Origin of the sequence: Chryseobacterium sp. CFS2 (assembly GCF_036543225.1) — a bacterium.
Lineage (GTDB): Bacteria > Bacteroidota > Bacteroidia > Flavobacteriales > Weeksellaceae > Chryseobacterium > Chryseobacterium culicis_A.
Map to the genome: position 1 here is coordinate 558,985 of NZ_JAZHQU010000003.1, position 19,893 is coordinate 578,877.

At 38.5% G+C, this 19,893-nt stretch carries 13 protein-coding genes and 1 pseudogene; all 14 read right to left on the reverse strand.

Annotated elements, in window-relative coordinates:
- Positions 1 to 4: 4 nt before the first annotated feature.
- A complete protein-coding gene (locus ODR02_RS09455; protein ID WP_309512268.1) occupies positions 5 to 1,723 on the reverse strand; it encodes a glycoside hydrolase family 43 protein in 1,719 nt (572 codons plus the stop codon).
- Positions 1,724 to 1,903: 180 nt separating this feature from the next.
- The gene (locus ODR02_RS09460; protein WP_309512269.1) at positions 1,904 to 3,178 is read right to left on the reverse strand and encodes an MFS transporter; all 1,275 of its coding nucleotides are present in this window, start codon (positions 3,176 to 3,178) and stop codon (positions 1,904 to 1,906) included.
- On the reverse strand, positions 3,179 to 3,814 hold the full coding sequence (locus tag ODR02_RS09465; RefSeq protein ID WP_309512270.1) for a bifunctional 4-hydroxy-2-oxoglutarate aldolase/2-dehydro-3-deoxy-phosphogluconate aldolase: 636 nt from the start codon (positions 3,812 to 3,814) through the stop codon (positions 3,179 to 3,181).
- Positions 3,811 to 4,809, reverse strand: coding sequence for a sugar kinase (locus ODR02_RS09470; RefSeq protein WP_309512271.1), 999 nt, complete (start codon positions 4,807 to 4,809; stop codon positions 3,811 to 3,813). Before ODR02_RS09470 ends, ODR02_RS09465 begins: the two co-directional genes overlap by 4 nt.
- Before the next feature lie 4 nt (positions 4,810 to 4,813).
- Positions 4,814 to 6,232 carry a glucuronate isomerase gene (gene uxaC, locus ODR02_RS09475; protein ID WP_309512272.1) on the reverse strand — a complete coding sequence of 473 codons (1,419 nt, stop codon included), beginning with the start codon at positions 6,230 to 6,232 and terminating at the stop codon, positions 4,814 to 4,816.
- Positions 6,233 to 6,471: 239 nt separating this feature from the next.
- Entirely contained in the window at positions 6,472 to 7,287 is an 816-nt protein-coding gene (locus ODR02_RS09480) for an SDR family oxidoreductase (RefSeq protein ID WP_309512273.1), read from the reverse strand.
- 31 nt (positions 7,288 to 7,318) lie between these two features.
- Positions 7,319 to 8,494: a mannonate dehydratase gene (gene uxuA, locus ODR02_RS09485; protein ID WP_309512274.1), complete on the reverse strand. Its 1,176-nt coding sequence runs from the start codon at positions 8,492 to 8,494 to the stop codon at positions 7,319 to 7,321.
- A gap of 78 nt (positions 8,495 to 8,572) precedes the next feature.
- Entirely contained in the window at positions 8,573 to 10,531 is a 1,959-nt protein-coding gene (locus tag ODR02_RS09490) for a RagB/SusD family nutrient uptake outer membrane protein (RefSeq protein ID WP_309512275.1), read from the reverse strand.
- 12 nt (positions 10,532 to 10,543) lie between these two features.
- Positions 10,544 to 13,438 (reverse strand): SusC/RagA family TonB-linked outer membrane protein, encoded by a 2,895-nt coding sequence (locus ODR02_RS09495; protein WP_309512276.1) that lies wholly within the window; start codon positions 13,436 to 13,438, stop codon positions 10,544 to 10,546.
- Between the two features lie 94 nt (positions 13,439 to 13,532).
- Positions 13,533 to 14,861 (reverse strand): xylose isomerase, encoded by a 1,329-nt coding sequence (xylA, locus tag ODR02_RS09500; protein WP_209784708.1) that lies wholly within the window; start codon positions 14,859 to 14,861, stop codon positions 13,533 to 13,535.
- 107 nt (positions 14,862 to 14,968) lie between these two features.
- A complete protein-coding gene (locus ODR02_RS09505) occupies positions 14,969 to 16,453 on the reverse strand; it encodes a xylulokinase (protein ID WP_077415956.1) in 1,485 nt (494 codons plus the stop codon).
- Positions 16,454 to 16,467: 14 nt separating this feature from the next.
- Entirely contained in the window at positions 16,468 to 17,193 is a 726-nt protein-coding gene (locus ODR02_RS09510; RefSeq protein WP_077415954.1) for an NUDIX hydrolase, read from the reverse strand.
- A 772-nt stretch (positions 17,194 to 17,965) separates the two neighbouring features.
- Entirely contained in the window at positions 17,966 to 19,285 is a 1,320-nt protein-coding gene (locus ODR02_RS09515) for an aspartate kinase (protein ID WP_309512277.1), read from the reverse strand.
- Between the two features lie 286 nt (positions 19,286 to 19,571).
- Positions 19,572 to 19,778: pseudogene (locus ODR02_RS09520) on the reverse strand (MBL fold metallo-hydrolase); the annotation flags it as partial.
- Positions 19,779 to 19,893 lie beyond the last annotated feature (115 nt).

The window sequence follows — 19,893 nt, forward strand, 5'->3', positions numbered from 1 at the left end:
TGACTTAATTCGGAACGATATCATTGGAAGAGGTGCTGTACAGCCCAATAAGGCTTCCTGTAAAACCTCCCGCAACATCAGTAGACAATATATCTCCTGAAACCGGTCCTCCAAGATTTTTATAGTTTTTACCGTCTATTGAGTAATTAAAGCTATGTTCATCTTTATCAGCAACCACCTGTAATTTAACTGGCTTGGATAATGATATTTTCTCGCTTGCAATTAGCTTTGATATTCCTTTTTCGGTTCTTTCCAGTACGATGTAGAAATCTTTATCTTTTTTTGTGATTCCGAAAACATAATTGAATGTTTCACTTTGATAACAGGTAATTCCTGCCAGCTCTTTTTCTGATTTAGGCTTAAAATCCAGGGTCACAGAGGTTTCAAATGATTCATGCTGTAATCTGTGGAACAATGCTGAAACCGGAGCTAATGCTTTGATATTGGTGACAAAAGGGTTTACTTTGACCCCGTTTTTTGTAACTGTAATAAAGCTTTCACGAGGTCCGCGCATGGCAATCCATCGGTAGTCAAGGTTTTTATCCGTCAGCTTATCAGCATAGGTAAAGTTTCCGTTGGGAAAAAATCCGTTTTGTCCATTTTGATTCTGAGTTCCTGAAGGTAGCTTTAATTTTGGTTTCATTGGAACCAGTCCATTTTGGAAAACAGGATATTTTCCGCTCCAGTCAACCGGAAGAATAAATGTTTCACGACCTTTGTTAACGCGATTTTTCTCGTTGGGACGTATTGCCAGAAATACTCCGTAATATTGGCCATCCGGTGTTTCTACCAAATCTGCATGGCCTGCCCAGTCTACCTTTTCTCTTCTGTCTTTAGGGAAATAACGCTGTGTCAGAATCGGGTTATTACCAGCCGGAACGTAAGGACCTTTCGGAGAATCAGACATAAAAATAACTTCACTGTGGTTCCCTCCGGTTCCTCCTTCTGCACACATCAGGTAATATTTACCGTTCTTTTTATAAATATGAGGACCTTCAATCCAGATAGGCTTTTGGGAAAGATCCACACCTCCGTTTACAATAATTTTATCTGAGCCCGCAACTACCTGATCTTTTTCAAGATCATAGTCCCACATTTTAATAACACGGTGACCATTGTACTGTTCGGTACCTTGTGGCGGAGCATCGTTATGAACAATATATGCTTTCCCGTCATCATCAAAGAAAATAGCCGGATCAATACCTTCAAAATTCAGTTTCTGAACTTCGCTCCATCCTTTTGCCGGATTTTTTGTTTTTACGATCATATTTCCAATACCACCCGCAAACTGGGTAGTAATCATATAAAAAGTATCGTTGTGCTTATTGTATTTGATATCCGGGGCATAAATTCCATGGGAAACGCCTGATTTTTCAACTTTAAGCTGCGAAGGTCTGTCCAGGACATGTCCTACCTGTTTCCAGTTTACCAGATCTTTAGAAGTAAAAATAGGAACTCCCGGAAACATTGAAAATGAAGAGTTTACGAGATAGTAATTTTCTCCCTTTCTGGTAATGCTGGGATCGGGATAACAGCCCTGTAAAATCGGGGAATAGAACTCGTCCGGCTTAAGAGGGTTGTCATTATATATTTTATCGTTTCCACGGTAGTTGAAGTCTGAGAATGTCTGTGCAGAAATAGAAGTCACTGATAGCAAAGCTGCTGCTGCAAGTATATTCGTTTTATTCCTGAAAAAAGCTAAGTTCATTATATTCTGTTTCATTGTTATTCTTTTTTATAGTTTTTAAAATGTATATTTTTTGAATAGGTGTTATTGTTCTTTTAACGCTGAGTCCGCAAGTTTTTTAACTACTATCTTTTGAGGTTCGCAAAGGCATTATACTCAGCAATGGGAATTCATATTTTATTATTATAATCGATTACAGATCATTATATATAGTTTTTATAAGGTTTTCTTGCGGTTGATTATTTTAATCAATCCCCAGGCTGTAACATAGGATATTCCGGCTATGAAGAATATAATGTTGTAGCCTCCGTTGATATTTCCTGATTTTTTAAAAGCATCGAGAACGATTCCGATAAAAAGCGGAAAAATGATTCCTGCTGCTGAACCAAGCATACCACCAAATCCTATTACAGAACTGACATAATGATTAGGCAGATGATCTCCGACCGTGGTCATAAGATTGGCTCCCCAACCTTGGTGTGCAGCTGTTGCAAAGGCAATGATGATTGTGATCATCCACATATTGTCTACATATTTTGAGAACATGACCGGAACTACCATTAATGCAAACACTAACATCGTAGTGCTTCTGGCTCTTCCGATGGCCCAGCCTTTTTTAATCAGAAATGATGAAATATAGCCTCCGCCAATACTTCCGATCGTAGTTCCGCTGTAAATAATAATCAACGGAAGCGATGGTTTTGTTAAATCCATTTTGAATACATCCGAGAAATACGCCGGCAGCCAGAACATGAAAAAATACCAGATAGGATCGGTTAATATCTTGCCGATGGCAAATGACCACGTTACCTTATATTTGAGTAATTCCGATAAAGGAATTTTGGTTTTTTCTTCTGTTTTTTCATTCTGATCACTTTTTATGTATTGCAATTCTTCCTTGCTGAGATTTTTTGTTTTTTCCGGAACAGTATAGAATTTCCACCAAAGGATAATCCAAACCATACCCAAAGCTCCGATCCACACAAAAGTCTGTCTCCAGCCGTAATGTCCAAGAATGAAAGGAACTAATAGCGGCGCTAAAATAGCTCCTACAGTTGCACCCGAATTGAAAATGCCTGTTGCCAGCGCTCTTTCTTTTTTAGGAAACCATTCAGCCACTGATTTGATAGCAGCAGGAAAGTTTCCTGCTTCACTGATTCCCAGTGTGCTTCTCGCAATAATAAATCCAATGGTACTTTTCACAAAACCATGTCCTATAGAGGCAAGGCTCCATACAATAAGAGAAACTGCATACCCGATTTTGGTTCCTACCTTGTCTATAAATCTTCCCATCGCCATATAACCAATAGCATAAGTCGTAGTAAAGGCCATGACGATATAGCTGTAATCTTTTTCGTCCCAGCTGAATTCCTTTTCCAGTACAGGTTTCAGCAAGCCCATTACCTGACGGTCAAGATAATTGATCGTAGTGGCGAGGAAGACGAGTGACAGCATCCACCATCTTATATTGCGGTTTTGAGGAGCCTGCATTTAGTTATGATTAAGTTGTTGTAATAAATTTCTTGTTTTCAGAATCAGTTCTTCTTCATTAAAATCCTTTCCGATAAGAGAACTTCCCAACCCCGCAGCTACAGCTCCGCCATTAATCCATTCTATAATATCTTCAAATTCAGCATGGATCCCTCCGGTGGGCATGAAATTCATTCCCGGGAAAACAGGCTGTATAGATTTGATATAGTTTTTACCTAAAGCGTCTGCCGGAAATATCTTAACCAGTTTTAAACCGTTCTGATAGGCAATATTGATATCGGATGGGGTAAAACAGCCCGGAATCAGAAGGATATTTTTTTCGAGAGCATGTTTTACCAATGATTCACTGATGACAGGTGTAATGATGAAATCTGCTTTTGCATGAGCATAATCAGCCATTTCCTGTATGTTTTTCACCGTTCCAATTCCTAATAGAAGTTCAGGAAATTCTGTACGGGAAATTTCTTTCAGCTTAGTGAAATTTTCCAGTGCCTGATGACCTCGATTGGTATATTCTATCACACGAATTCCTGCTTCGTATAAAGCTTTTACGATTTTTTCTGAGACTTCAAACGATTCGTTATAGAATAGCGGAATTATTTTCTGATCTTGTATTTTTTGTAGTATTTCACTCATAATTTTTCGATATTAATGCTGTCATCAATCGTATCTCCTTTTACGAAAAGCTTTTTAAAAGCAACTTTTGTCGCATCCTCAAGAATCTGCTGATCAGGATTTCCTTTTAAAATTCCATGAATTAAGGCGGCCATAAAAGAATCACCGCTTCCTACCCTTTCTTCGATTTTATCTGAACTATATTTTTCTGCAGCCAAAAGTTTCCCATCAGTAAATAAGGTGGCAAAATAATTGACCTGTTCGCCGTTTGTAAAGCGGAAGGTATTTGCAATTTTTTCCACAGACGGGAATTGTTTCCGGATTTCCAACGCTGTTTTTTCAGCCTGTTTCAGAAGATTTTCATCATCAAATTTCCCGTTAAGCTCATATTCAACAGGAATATTCAGAAACTGCTCAACAGACCAGATATTTCCCATAAGAACATTCACAAAAGGCATCAGCTCTTTAATTTTGTGAGGATCCTGGTTTTGCCAAAGCAATGCCCTGTAATTCAGATCGAGAGAAACTGTAATATTTTTGGTTCTGGCTTCTTTCATGATATGCAGACATTTACGGAATGTATGGTCACTCAAGGCCGGTGTGATGGTACTGATATGCAACCATTTTACTTCTGAAAATATTTCATCATTACTGAAAGTTTCAAAATCCGATTGGGTAAAAACAGACGGAAAGCGGTCGTACACCACTGAAGCGTTCTGCATATCTCCATCAGAAGAAAGGTAAAATGTTCCTATTCTCCCTTGAGTTTTTTCTGCAAGGACTTCTATTCCTTTATTGTTAAGCTGGGACTCCAGCTGATTTCCAACGAAATTCTCCGGTAAAGCTGATAATAATTTCACAGGATTCTTCCACTGGGAAAGCGCTGCAGCCACATTATATTCAGCACCGCCAACATACATTTTCAGAGACTGCTCATTCACCCAGTTTCCTTCGGAATCCGGTGCAAAGTGGAGAAGCAATTCTCCAAAACATAGTATTTTCGTCGAGTCCTGCATGGTATTAGATTTCAAAATAGTTTTTCGTATTGTGATAACAGATATCCTGGATGATCTTTCCTACCCATTTTTCATCATCGGGCAGAAGACCTCTTTCCATCTCATTTCCGAACAGATTGCACAAAAGCCTTCTGAAATAATCGTGTCTTGAGAATGATAACAGGCTTCGGGAATCGGTCAGCATACCGACAAAAGTGCTGATCAGACCAATATTGGAAAGCGTGTTCATTTGTTTTGTCATCCCGTCGAGCTGATCGAGAAACCACCAGGCTGCTCCAAAGTGTACTTTGGATTTGATTCCTCCTTCATTGAAATTTCCGGCAAGGGCTGCAAGAACTTCATTGAATGCAGGATTCAGATTGTATATAATTGTTTTGGTCAGTTTTCCTTCTGTATTCAGTGCATCCAGCAAAATGCTCAATCTCTGTGCATAATAGGGTTCTCCAATAGCATCATATCCTGCATTAGCGCCCATTTTTCTGAACATTTCTGAATTGTTATTTCGGGTTGCCCCTACATGAAACTGCTGTACCCAGCCTTTTTCTGCGTACATTTTGCAAAGCTCTTTCAGCATATAGCCACACAATGCTTCCGGATCAGAAAAAGTTGAAAGATTACCTTTTAAGAATTCGGAAAACTCTTTTTCAAGGCTATAGTTCCATTTTGTAACATCTGGGAAATATTCAAAGCCATGATCGGCCACTTTTGCACCTGTTTCTGCAAAATAGTTGATTCTGGACTGAAGTGCATTCAACAGGTCAGAGACTGATGTGATTGAAAATCCACAGACTTTTTCAAGCTTTTTGATTCCTGTAAGATATTGTTCAGAATTAATGATATTAATATAGGTATCAGGACGGAAAGCCGGAAGAACGGCTGTGCTAAATCCACTGTTTTTTAAAGCCTTGTGATGAACCAGATCATCAGCAGGATCATCTGTAGTGCACAACGCTTCTACCTTAAAATTCTGAATGATGGATTGTGGTAAAAAGCCGGATGTCTGCAGACTTTCATTCATCTGATGATATACAGTATCTGCATTATTGGGTGATAAATATTCACTGATTCCAAAAGGATTTTTCAACTCCAGATGAGTCCAGTGAAATAGTGGATTTCGAAGAGTATATGGCACCACTTCTGCCCATTTCATGAATTTTTCATGATCTGAAGCATTTCCGGAAATAAACTGTTCATCAATACCAAAATTTCTCATGGCTCTCCATTTGTAATGGTCACCATCCAGCCAGATAGCAGTTGGAGAAAGGAAATTCTTATTGGCAGCAATAACATCCGGCTCAAGATGATTGTGATAATCAATCACCGGCATATCTTTGGCATATCCAAAATAGAGATTCTCTGCCTTTGCTGATTCAAGCAGAAACATTTCTCCGAAAACTTCTTTATTTTTAATGGAATTACTCATTATTTATTTTTACAATTCTGGATTTTAATTAACTTGTTTAAACTCTGCAAAACCACAAAAGTCACAAAAGCTTTATTTTAAAACACTTTAGCTCACTTAAGAAAGTTTAAAATAATTCTGCAAAAAAGTTCACATAAGATGAAAATCAAAGATTTTCACAACACCTAGGTGTCTATTTTAAAAACAGGGCCATGAATGAAACCATTAAGGCTTTGCTCACTGCATATGAAGAAATTATTTTATACTCCGCTAAATGCGCTGAAACCCCCGTCGACAGGAATCAGTGCTCCTGTAATGAAACTTGCAGCATCTGAACATAGAAACTGTACAACACCATTCAGTTCTTCTACTTCTCCAAATCTCTGCATGGGTGTTTTGGCCATTACTTTTTTACTTCTCTCGGTTAAGCTTCCGTCGGGATTCAGAAGAATGGCCCGGTTCTGATCACCAATGAAAAATCCTGGAGCTACAGCATTCACCCGTATTTTATCTCCGAATTTCAATGCCAGATCAGAGGCCAGCCATTGGGTAAAATTGGTAATTGCCGATTTGGCTGCAGAATATCCGGCTACTCTCGTAATCGCTGAATAGGCAGCCATTGAAGAAATATTAATAATGTTGCCGCTCCCCTGTTCTGCCATTGCTTTTCCGAAAACATAGCTCGGATAAACAGTTCCGTTGATATTGAGATCGGTAACCTCAGCCCATCCTTTCATATCCATATCAAAAAATGACTGTTCGGGAGATAAGGTTGCCGTCGGAATATTTCCACCCGCTATATTGAGCAGAATATCAATACGGCCATACTTTTCCTTTATTTTCACTGAAGCGGCTTCAAGGCTTTCAATATCCATCACATTGGCTTCTACAGCAAGTGCATCCCCACCCAAATCTGTCAGTTCTTTTACCCGGGCATTCAATGTTTCCTGGTTTCTTCCCAGCGCAACAACTTTGGCGCCGGCTGCTATAAAACTTTTGGCAAGGCTGCCTCCCAAAACACCTGAAGCCCCCGTGATGACTGCTACTTTGTTTTCAATACTAAACAGGTCTTTCATTTACTTTTTATTATTTTATTACAAACACAGTTTAATTTTTCTGTAATTCTGACTGAACGGCAGCCATTACTCCTTCAATCTGGCCTAATGCCAGCATTCTTCCTAAAAATGAATAACCGGGATTATAACCTTTGTCAATATCTTCTGTTAAAAGTCTTCCGTGGTCTATTCTCATGGGAAGATCAGGGTTTTCCTTTTCGAATACACGGATCACTTCAATCAGCTTTCCTCTTCCTCCCAGGTGATGAGCCTCGATGAAGTCACCATTTTCAAAGACATTTGTACTTCTCAGGTGAACGAATTTGGTTCTGTGGGCAAATTTCTGCGCCAGTTTTGGAACATCATTCTGAAGGTTGGCACTTAGAGATCCGGCACAGAACGTTAAACCGTTGTGAGGGTTATCAACGGTTTTCAGAAGCCAGTCAATATCCTCTTCATTGGTTACTATTCTGGGTAAGCCCAGTAGTGAAAAAGGAGGATCATCAGGGTGTACACACATCTGGATATTCCATTTTTCACAGACAGGCATTATTTTTTCGAGGAAATATTTCATGTTCTGACGAAGTCTGTCTTTATCGATTCCATCATACAATGCCAATAAACTTTTGAACTTTTCTACGGGATTCAATTCGCCTTCTTTGATATTTCCATTCACGAATCCCTGTGTTTTTACAATGACTGAGTCTATCAGGTCATGATTATCTTTTTCCGTTAAGGTATTTTTTAATTCTTCTACCTTTTGAAGGATTTCTGAGCTGTAATCCCTTTCTGCTCCTTGTCTTTGAAGGATATGAATTTCGAAGTAGGCAAACTTGGCTTTGTCAAAATAAAGTGATGATGAACCGTCTTCCCATTCGTGGAAAAGATCGGTTCTTGCCCAGTCGAGAACAGGCATAAAGTTGTAGCAAACTGTTGTAATGCCTGCTTTACCCAGATTTTCCAAGCTAGTGATATAATTTTCTATTAAAGAGTCACGGTCTTCACCTCCGTATTTGATAGCTTCGCTTACGGGAAGACTTTCCACAACAGACCAGCGAAGTCCGTGGCTTTCTATATAGTTTTTATAATCAATAATGGCCTCTGAATTCCAGATTTCTCCGTTTGGGACATCATGCAGGGCCGAAACAATTCCTTCTACTCCTATTTGACGAAGTGTGCTCAGTGCTATTTTGTCTTTTTTGCCAAACCAACGCCATGTTTTTTCCATAGTTTTAAATTTTAATTCAGATAAACAAAGCAGGTGCTTGCACACCCACTCTGTTGCTGATATGAATGTAGAATGAAATTAATTGTATCCTGGATTCTGATATTTTGCCTTAATATCTGCCGATACTTCCATTGCATCAATCTGGTTCTGAGGAATAGGTCTCAGATAGTGAAATGGTTTTATCGTTCTAGTAACCGTTTGCGGATTGTGATCTCCATAAGAAGCTCCTCCGATCTGATAAGTAGCTGCATAATCTCCCCACTTCTGAGTACGTACCAGATCATACCATCTGTAGAATTCTCCGTAATATTCACGGGATCTTTCTGCAAGAATATAATCAATGGTAATTACAGATGGTGTGGCTGCAGTCATTGCAGCACTGTTATCTGCTATATGAGCGGTATTCTGAGCATTGTTGAACTTCCATTTTCCGGCACGGGCACGGATAACATTGATAAGGTCTCTGGCTGTCATAGCGCCTGAAGCTCCTTTTACGGCTGCTTCCGCTGCAATAAAGTAGAATTCTGAGAATTTGGCAACGCTGAAAGGACGGGTTAATCCTGCATTTGGATATCCTAAACCGTTTGGATCATCAGTACGGTAAGTTCCGATTTTCCATAAGCCAGGATATACAATTCTGCTGATACCGTTCGGTGCAATTACCCAGTCTGCTCTTCCTGAAAGAGTTCCGGCTCCCACGCCGTTTTGTCCGGCTCCTGTAGGATAAGAAGGAGTCTGGCTGTCATCATTCAGGAAGCTTAGGATAGCGCCTCCCGGCTGTACAGGTAAATTATTGGCATTATAAAGTACAGGTACTGACGTTAATCCCGTTCCATTCTTGTTCCAGTTTCCTCTATAGGTGGTTACGAAAGTTCCGTCATAGCGGGAATCATTGGTTTTATCTGCAAAAGTATTTTTAATAACTCCTAAGGTAGGACACATACGAACCCATGGACGCCCCAGAGACTGAGCGGCTTCACGCTGCACACCACTTACTACATCTGCTCCCGCCCATGCTGTAGTTTTACTGCTTTTGATAGCAGTATAGTTCCAGGTTTGCATCCATGCTGCAAAATTATCCGGAGCCCAGCCTGAACCAAATCCTACGGGATCACTTTCATTATAGTAAGTACTAGACTGGGTATGGTCTGCATATAACATAGATTCGATATTTCTGTCATTTGAACCTACATTCACATCATAGAAAGTAGGCTGAAGTGCATAGGGTCCTGGGTTGTTGATTCCTTCCATTGCAATATCATAAGCCTGCTGGAAATACCACTGGGCATTGTGTCCGTCAGGATCATTTCTTGTCACTTCAGGATAAGTTGGAATGCCGTTTGGATTCTGCAGCCACCATCCATAAGTAAGATAAGCTTTGGCAAGCATCAATCTTGCTACATTTTTGGTGACACCTCCGGTTACCCTTGGTGAGGCAGGTAGATTTTCTACTGCTTTTTTAAGGTCAGCAAAAACAGTTTTTGTGTATACTTCCGGAACGGTATTTCTGGCAGAAGAGGTTGACGGCACAGTGTTGTATTTCAATTCTCCGGCCCCTAAATCCATGGGAACTCCTCCATAGGTCTGCACCAGCATGAAGTAGTAAAATCCACGAAAAAAACGGGCTTCAGAAACCATAGATTCGGCAATTCCGAATCCTGGACCTTTTTCAATAATACCATTGGCTGTATTGATATAGGGGAACACGGAATTCCAAACCATACTTGTAGGAAAAGTATTGGAATTGATAATACCGTTTCCGGACATATCCAATTCTTTAAAGTTACCATCTGCACTTTGTGCCCAGGTAGATTCGTCAGTTCCATTCTGGCAATTGCTCATAAAGTAGCCATTACCATATAATAACCTCATCTGTCTGTATAAGGCTGTAAACCCCTGATTAACTCCATCCGGTGTATTAAAATAATCAGCTGTATATATTGCTCTTGGCTGTTCATCAAGAATTTCACTACAACCTGTAAATGTTAAGGATAAAAAGATTGCTCCTAATAGTAGTTTTTTGTTAAAATTTATCATGACAGTACAGTTTTAAAAGGTTAAGTTAAGTCCCATTAAGTAATTTCTTGTGGAAGGGTTATTGGTTCCTATAACAAGCTGTCGGTTTTGATATCCGCTTACTGCCTGATTTTCATTTCCGAAAGAGTTTGGCTCCGGATCCATTCCTGAGAACTTATGATAAGGAGAAAATAATACAACGGGATTGGTTACCGTAAAGTAAATTCTTAAGCTGGTAATTTTCAGATCCTTTAAAAAGTCTTTATTGACATTATAACCTAATGTAATGGTACGAAGCTTAAGGTAAGAAGCATCAAACATGGCTAAAGTAGAAGAATATTTTGGATTGTCACCACTCAGATGGCGTCCCGGACGAGGAAAATAAGCCCCAGTATTATCTTCTGTCCAATAATCAACATCTACGTTATTTCCTCTTCCCGTTAATCTGTTAAGATAACTTGCAGATCCATAGATGGTACTTACCAGAATTCCCCCGTGCTGAAAAGCTCCTACTGTGCTTAGCTCAAAATTTTTGTAGGCAAAGCGCATATTGAATCCTCCCTGGAATTTCGGAGCAGTATCAAAGATCTGTCTGTCATCCGGACCAATTGCTCTTACCGGTGTTCCGTCAGCATTGTAACCTCCGGTGTAAAGAACTTTGATAGATCCTACAACATCTGCAGCAGTTCCCGGCTCAAGAATGTTCTGATAAGGATCGCCAGCCTGCCAAAGACCGATGTATTGATAATCATATAATGAATTAATATTATGCCCTACAAACCATAAGTTATTGACGTCACGTTCTGTTCCTGAAGCAAGCGATAAAATTTTGTTTTTATTGGTATAGAAATTAACTCCTGCTTCCCAGGTAAATCCATCCGGGTTATCAAAAATAACCCCGTTTAAAGAAACTTCAACTCCTTTATTTTCTGTTTCTGCTACATTGGAAACAATGGATGACCATCCGCTTGTCGCAGGAAGACTTTTCTGTGTCAACAAATCATAGGTATGGGTTTTGTAATATTCCACACTCCCCGTAAGGCGGTTGTTCAAAATCCCAAAATCTACTCCATAGTTTTGTGTTTTTGAATACTCCCAACCAAGACCTGGATTAGGTGGTTGATTTCCATAGATCCCTGTACTTCCTGCACTTCCGTAGTTATAAGGAGCAACGTTAAATCTTCCCATTGTAGAATATGGATCTACTGCCTGATTGGAAGTCTGTCCCCATCCGGCTCTGAATTTAAGGAGATTGATGACTTTGACATTCTGCATGAAGGATTCATTGGTAACATTCCATCCTAATGATAATGCAGGATAAGTATGCCATTTGTTGCCCGGAGCAAGCCTTGATGATCCGTCAGCCCGAAGTGTTGCGGTTAGCATATACTTGTTATCATACGTATACATAATTCTTCCCATGGCTGAAAGCAGGCCGGTTTTCCAATAAATTTGGTCTTCTGGTCTTACAGTAATATCAGCCTGAGGCGACTGCCCTAGGTTGTAATACTGGAAAAAGTCTGCAGGGACATTCTTTGCACTCATGTATGAGCTTGTATACTTATTCTGTTCTGCCGAATATAATGCTACAGCATTTACTTTATGCTTACCAAATGTACGGTCATAGGTTAAAAGGTTTTCCAATACCCAATGATACGTCTGATTATTTCCTCTTCCTGCCGCTGAAGGCCCCAAAGGGTTTGTATTAAAGACTCCTACACCTGAGTAATTTCCACTGTTTGAGGTACGGTAATCCAACCCTACATTTAATCTGTATTTGAGTCCTTTGATCGGAAGGCTGGCTTCCCCATAAAGATTGTTATAGGATGCAAATGCCTTGGTCTCGTCGATATATTTATCTCCCAGGCTTCCCAAGCTTCCCCTTGTATAAATCCATGTCTGATCGATACCGCCCGCTGTGCTCATGACTCTTTTCGGAGTTCCGTCCGGATTGTAAGGGTTAGCAATAGGAGAATAACCTAAAACAGCTCCCGGATTTACTCCGTTTCCTTCCGAAACTGAATAATTGGTATTGGTTGTAAAACCGAACTTAAAGATAGATCCTACCTGCTGGTCAATGGCCATTCGCAGAGCAAATCTTTCATAACTTTGAATTGGGATTAAAGCATTTTGTTTGAAGTATGACAGCCCCACATTATAATTTCCCCCATCTGTCCCGCCTGAAACCCCAATATCATGACTGGTCATCATCGCCGGCTTATAGTACAGGCTTTGCCAGTCTGTATTGACGCCGTTATTTTCATCAGCTCCGTTAGAATACAAAGGGGTTGTATTTCCTGCAGGAATTGCATAAGAACGTAACTTTGCAAACTGAGGACCATCCATCATCGGATATTTTGAAAATAAGGTCTGAACTCCCGTAAAGGTATTGTAACTGAATTTGGGTCTCTGCCCTTTTGCTCCTCTGTTGGTAGTAACAAGGATAACACCGTTTGCTCCTCTGGATCCGTAAATTGCTGTAGCAGAAGCATCTTTCAGGATGTCAATACTTTTGATATCACTTGAGCTTATATCTCCCAGTGATCCCACAAAAGGAATACCATCCAATACGATCAACGGGTTGTTATCGCCTGTAAGAGATCGTGTTCCCCTGATACGGATCTGCATAGCAGCACCCGGTTTAGTGGAGGTTTGCGAGATATCTACCCCCGCCGTTCTTCCCTGTAATGCCTGGGTAATGTTGGCAGAGGGTACTTCACGCAGGGCATCTCCTTTTACAGTGGCTACAGAACCTGTCACAGCTTCTTTTCTCTGGGTTCCATATCCTATCACAACAACTTCATCTATTTTATTTTCTTTAGCTACTGTATCTTTCTTAACCTGTGAATATGCTATGCCGGAAGGCAATAAAGTCATTGCAAAAAACAGTGCAGCTCTATTGCTTTTATTGAAATAAAATCGGTTCATAATTATTATTTTAGTATTAGTTGTTGAATAAAAGGCTCTTTAATAATTATTGTGTATAAAAAATCCTTAGTGTTGATAAGCCTTTTATTTTTAATTATATATACATATTCACGATCGCTTCAAACAATTCCTGTTTTCCGCTTTTTGGCTGTGGTTCGCCGATTTCGTGAGCGATTCTCTGAAGATCTTCCAATGTAAGTGAACCTTCCTCAAATGCTTTTCCATTTCCATTATCAAAAGAAGCATAGCGGTTTGTTTTCAGCTTTTTGTAATCTGAATTTTCAAGAATATCAGCCGCTGCAAGAAGACCTTTAGCGAAAACATCCATTCCGGAAATGTGAGAAATGAATAAATCTTCGGCATCAATAGAATTTCTTCTGATTTTAGCATCAAAGTTCACCCCTCCTGTTCCCAGACCTCCTGCAGGAAGCAGAACAAGCCATGCCTGAACCATATCATAATAATCAATCGGGAACTGATCCGTATCCCAGCCGTTCTGATAATCTCCTCTGTTGGCATCAATACTTCCTAAAAGTCCTGCATCTACTGCAACCTGAAGCTCATGTTCGAATGTATGTCCTGCCAATGTAGCGTGATTCACTTCGATATTCAATTTGAAATCTTTATCTAACCCATAATGTCTCAGAAAACCTATTACGGTTTCAGAATCATAATCATACTGATGCTTGGTAGGTTCCATAGGCTTAGGCTCAATCAGGAAAGTTCCTTTAAAACCTTGTTGGCGTGCATAGTCTCTTGACATGGAAAGGAAACGAGCAAGGTGATCCTTTTCACGCTTCATATCGGTATTTAAAAGGCTCATATATCCTTCTCTTCCACCCCAGAAGACATAGTTTTCACCACCAAGCGCTATCGTAGCATCTATTGAATTTTTCACCTGAGTTCCTGCACAAGCTACTACATCAAAGTTGGGATTGGTAGAGGCTCCATTCATGTATCTTTCATGAGTGAAAACGTTGGCTGTTCCCCATAAAAGCTTAATTCCTGTTTCCTGCTGCTTTTGTTTTGCGTATTCCACTATAGTCTGCATATTTTTCTCGTAGTCTTTCCAGTTACTGGCAGGATCTACCAGATCGATATCATGGAAGCAGTAGTAGCTAAAGCCCATTTTAGACATAAATTCAAAGCCTGCATCCATTTTGTGCATTGCTCTTGTTACCGGATCATTTCCGATATCCCAAGGGTGGTGAATGGTAGGTCCTCCGAATGGATCGCTTCCGTTTGCACATAGGGTATGCCACCATGCCATCGCAAATCTGGTCCAGTCTTTCATCGGTTTTCCCAGCACGATCTTTTCAGCATCATAATAGCGGAATGCCAACGGGTTCTTGCTTTCCTTCCCTTCAAACTTAATTTTTTCAATACCTGTAAAAAACTCTTTTGTACCTGTTAAAGTGTTCATATTTATTTGATTATTTTTAATTTATTTTTTTAATTTTTGCGTAGAGATTCCCTTCTCACTGATTCCTAAAAGTCAGTAAGAGGATGAAAAATGCTGTTGAATTTGTTCTAGATTATTTCGTTAAGATGATGTTTCCATCTGCCATAGGCTTCTAAATATTGTTCTTGTTTTTCGTGTTCAGGTTCTATTACTGCTATCTGTTCAAGTGAAGAAAATGCCTCCCTCGAATCTGCATAAAATCCTATTCCCATACCTGCCGCTCTTGCCGCTCCTACCGCTCCATCGGTATCATACAGTTCAATCACCGCGTTGCTGACACTGGATAATGACTGGCGAAAAATCGAACTTAAAAACATATTGGCATTTCCTGCACGGATCACCTGGATATCCATACCTATATTTCTCATGATATCCATTCCGTATTCGTACGAGAATACAATACCTTCCTGTGCTGCGCGAAGAATATCACCTTTTGAATGAATATTGAAGTTAATTCCATGAATTGAACAGCTTGTATCCTTATTTTCCAGCACTCTTTCAGCTCCGTTTCCAAAAGGAATAATGCTTAATCCTTTTGAACCGATAGGTGAAAGTGAAGCCATATCATTCATATCACCATAAGAAGAAAGAGAGGTAGCGAAATTATGTTTCAGCCAGGAGTTTAAAATTCCTGTTCCGTTGATACAAAGTAAAACTCCCAGTCTGATCTGCTCCGGTGTGTAATTGACATGGGCAAATGTATTGACCCTTGATAATTTATCATATTCAAGCTGGTCCAACACTCCATAAACCACTCCTGAAGTTCCTGCTGTGGAGGCAATTTCTCCGGGATTAAAGACATTCAGGGAAAGCGCATTGTTGGGCTGATCTCCTGCTCTGTATGAAATAGGGGTACCTTCTTTCAGACCTAATTCTTCAGCTGCTACCCTTGAAACTGTTGCCTGGATGCCAAAAGTGGGTACAATTTCCGGGAAAAAGCTTTTCGGAATCTCATAGTGGTTGATAATATCTTCCGAAATACAGTTGTTTTTAAAATCCCAGAAGATTCCTTCTGACAATCCCTCAATTGTTATTCCTATCTGTCCGGAGAGTCTCATGGCAATATAGTCTCCCGGAAGCATGATTTTATCTATCTTTTCAAAAATTTCAGGCTCGTTTTCTTTTACCCAGGCAAGCTTTGATGCGGTAAAATTTCCCGGTGAGTTTAAAAGATGTGAAAGACATTTCTCTTCTCCTATTGTTTTGAAAGCCTTTTCACCGTAAGGAACAGCACGGCTGTCACACCAGATAATCGATGGTCTTAAAAGATTCTGATCTTTGTCTACCAGAATCAGCCCATGCATCTGCCAGGTAATTCCGATTCCTTTTATATCTTCAGCATGTACTCCTGATTCATGCATAACAGCTTCATGTGCCAACTTCAGATTGGTCCACCAGTCTACCGGATTTTGCTCTGCCCATCCTGGATTTATAGCAGTGATTTTCATCTCTTTTTTGGGAGAAAATTCAGAAGCAATCACTTTTCCGCTGGACGCCTCAATGAGACACACTTTCACAGAAGAACTGCCAATGTCATAGCCTAGTAAGTACATAATTTTTAAAAGGGTTATTTTATAAGTTTTGTATTGTTTTTCTTGTAGATCTTTGCATCAAATCTGTAATACCTTGCTGCACGGTGAGATACATCTTTCTGAATTTCGTCCAGAGGAACGATATAGGGGAATGAAGATATTTTTTTATGAAAATTCTTAATATCAATATTTTTTTCATTCAAAGCACTGTAAAGCTGATAGAGCTGTCTTATGGTGAATCTTTTTGGCAGCAGCTCAAATATGATGGAGAAATCAGATTCAATCCATTTTCTGATCTCCATTAAAGATTCAGTGATAATTTTGTTATGATCAAAAGGCAATACCGGAACTTCATCAACAGGATACCAGTCTACGGTTTCATATTTTGTACTGTTGATCTTGTGATCTATTTTACAAAGAGAAAGATAAGCCACTGTAATAATTCTGTCTATATGATGTTTATATTCCTGATCCATCCATTTGATATCATGCGCATTGCTTGCTCTCATCGGATCTGCAAAACACTTAAATTGTTTGAGCACCATTTTTTTTATCCCTGTCAGTTCATGAAGTACTCTTTGTGCAGCATCATCTACATCCTCGTCGCTGAAAATTAAACTTCCGGGAAGTTTGATCTGTTTTTCCAACGGTACATCATCAACATGGCGTTGTACCAGTAATATATTCAACCGGTTTTCATGGTCGAATCCAAAGACAACACAATCTACAGAGACATAGGTATGGATAAAGTTCTGATTCATTAGTTTGTTAACATTTTGGTAACATTACAAATATAAAAATTCATCTGAATAAAAAAAATAAATCCACCATTATCTACTGCTTATCAACCAATTACATATCGAATTTTTATGATATCAATTGTATAAAAAATATGATAAGGTTATCATTAATTTTACACTTAGTAATTTCATAAAACATGAATTCACAATCAATTGCAATTTTACAATATGTCTAAAAAGATTATTTTTTTTTGAATAAATATTATGATAAGAAGAATTAATTTTTTTTTCATTTTGCACGAAAAAAAAATGTAAAAAGCACACTTTTTATTATTAAAAAAGAAGCAAATCATTGTTTTCTATTACCATTTTTTACACTCTAACTGCAAATAATTACGAAACGATCAACTTAAACAGGAATATGATATCATAATGTAAGCATGAAAACCGGAATATAATCAACGGCTTATTTGAAAATTTCATGAATACATTCTCAATAATATAAATTTTAAACTACAATCGCAGATAAAGAGGTTAGAGATAGTCTTGGATATTTTTATAACATAAAAAAACCTCCCGTGTCAATAGGGAGGTAAAAGTTCAAAATGAATTATAAGTAGAGTGATGTGGTGTTAAACAAGTTTTCTCTTCAAAACTTCTTTTAACATTAACAATGCCTGTGCCATATACATCACCGTTTAAAGAAATTTCGATTTTTGTGGTACATTTTGAGATCGCTAAGTTGAATTAAATTTTATAGTATTTTTATCTTCTTCACTACCTATCTATTTTTCTAAAACAGCCTGTTATGCAGTGATCTCAAAGCTTCTACCTTAAAGACTGAAGGAACTAATAATGAAATATTATTTTCACTTCCTCCGTAGGAAATCATTCGTATTGGAATATGCTTCACTGCTTCAGAGACAATAGTTGCATATCCGTGATTATTTTTCCTGAAATCACCTACAATACATATAATAGATTGCTCACTATCAATTTCAACAGCTGAAAAGGTGTTTAGTTCTCTTATAATTTCAGAAAGATTATCCGTGTGATCAATAGTAAGAGAAACAGCTACTTCAGAAGTTGTTATCATATCTATAGGTGTTTTGTATCGTTCAAAAATTTCAAAAACCTTTCTCAAAAAACCATAGGCCATCAGCATACGTGAAGATTGAATACGGATAGCCGTGATTCCATCTTTAGCAGCGATTGCCACAATTTGATTTTGATTGGTAGCCTCTCCAGAAATCAATGTTCCAACGGCAGATGGATTCATGGTATCTAATAACCTTACAGGAACATTATATTTTCTGGCAGGAAACACACTTTGGGGATGAAGAATTTTAGCCCCAAAATACGATAGTTCAGCTGCTTCATCAAAGCTAAGTCTGGCTATAGATTTTGTATTCTGTACATATCTCGGATCGTTATTATGAAAACCATCAATATCTGTCCAGATTTGAATTTCTTCTGTCTGCAATGCTGCTCCCAGCAAGGAAGCAGTATAATCAGAACCTCCCCTTTGCAGATTATCAATTTCACCCTGAGCATTTCTGCATATATACCCTTGGGTAATAAATAAAGTATCTTCCTGATATTTTGCAATTTCAACAGCTGCCTGTTTTCTTATTTTCTCAATATTGGGTTCCTTATCTTCATCAATTACCATAAAATCTAATGCTGATAATAATACAGAAGAAACTTCTTTTTCCTTTAAGTATAAATGAAAAAGGGTGGTTGAAATAATCTCACCTTGTGCAAGAATAATACGTTCTGCTGTAGAAGAAAAATTTTTATGTTTGAACTGATAAAAAAGATCAAAAACCTTGTCAATAAAAGCTAAAGCTTCCAAAATTCCTTTTTCAGTTTTAAACAACTCATTTACAAATTTTATATATTTTTGCTCCAGTCCATCAATATGCTTGTAGGCTGCTTCAATATCTTTGTTTTCATATAGCTCAGATAATTTCACCAAATCATTTGTCGTACCTGAAACAGCTGACAAAACCACCAGATGTTTATCTGATTGCTGAGATCTGATTATTGGTAATAATTGTTCGATACGTTCCGGACTTCCTACTGAGGTCCCTCCAAATTTCAATACTTTCATAATAAGATTAATTGTTAATTTTTATCAATAAAAAAAAGAGCCTGTCGTGATGACAAGCTCCTTTTTTATTTAATTTCTAACCAATAGGAAAATGACTCACGACGTTGGACGTAAGTACTGTTTCTTTCCTTTTTTTAAGTTAGATAATATCATTTTCTTTTTTTGCTGGGCAAATATACATTTTTTTGTTAATCTTTATAAAAAAGTACGAGTTAAATTTAAGATTCTCATCATGAGTTTTCAGATGGGAACAATAAAACGCAAGCAATTTCATTATGTTCTATTTTTAACCAGAAACACTGCAGTTCTCTACAAATTCTTCAAACTCCCGATCAGTATTTCGCATAACGGGGCCATGAACAAAGCAGATAATAGCAGGATTAAGTTTTGCTAACTTCTCGAGCGATTGGATATTTTGCTTTTGATCTGATGTAAATATACCGGGTGGAAGCCTCAAACCAACTCCTGCGGTAAGCAAATTCATATTTGTTGCCACATGTATAAAGATGTGAGGTAAATTTCTTTAAATGAATACGAAAAAATATCTAAAGAAAGCAACTTAGAAAGACAGGTGATAATCTTTAAGACTAATGAAGAACAGCAAAAAT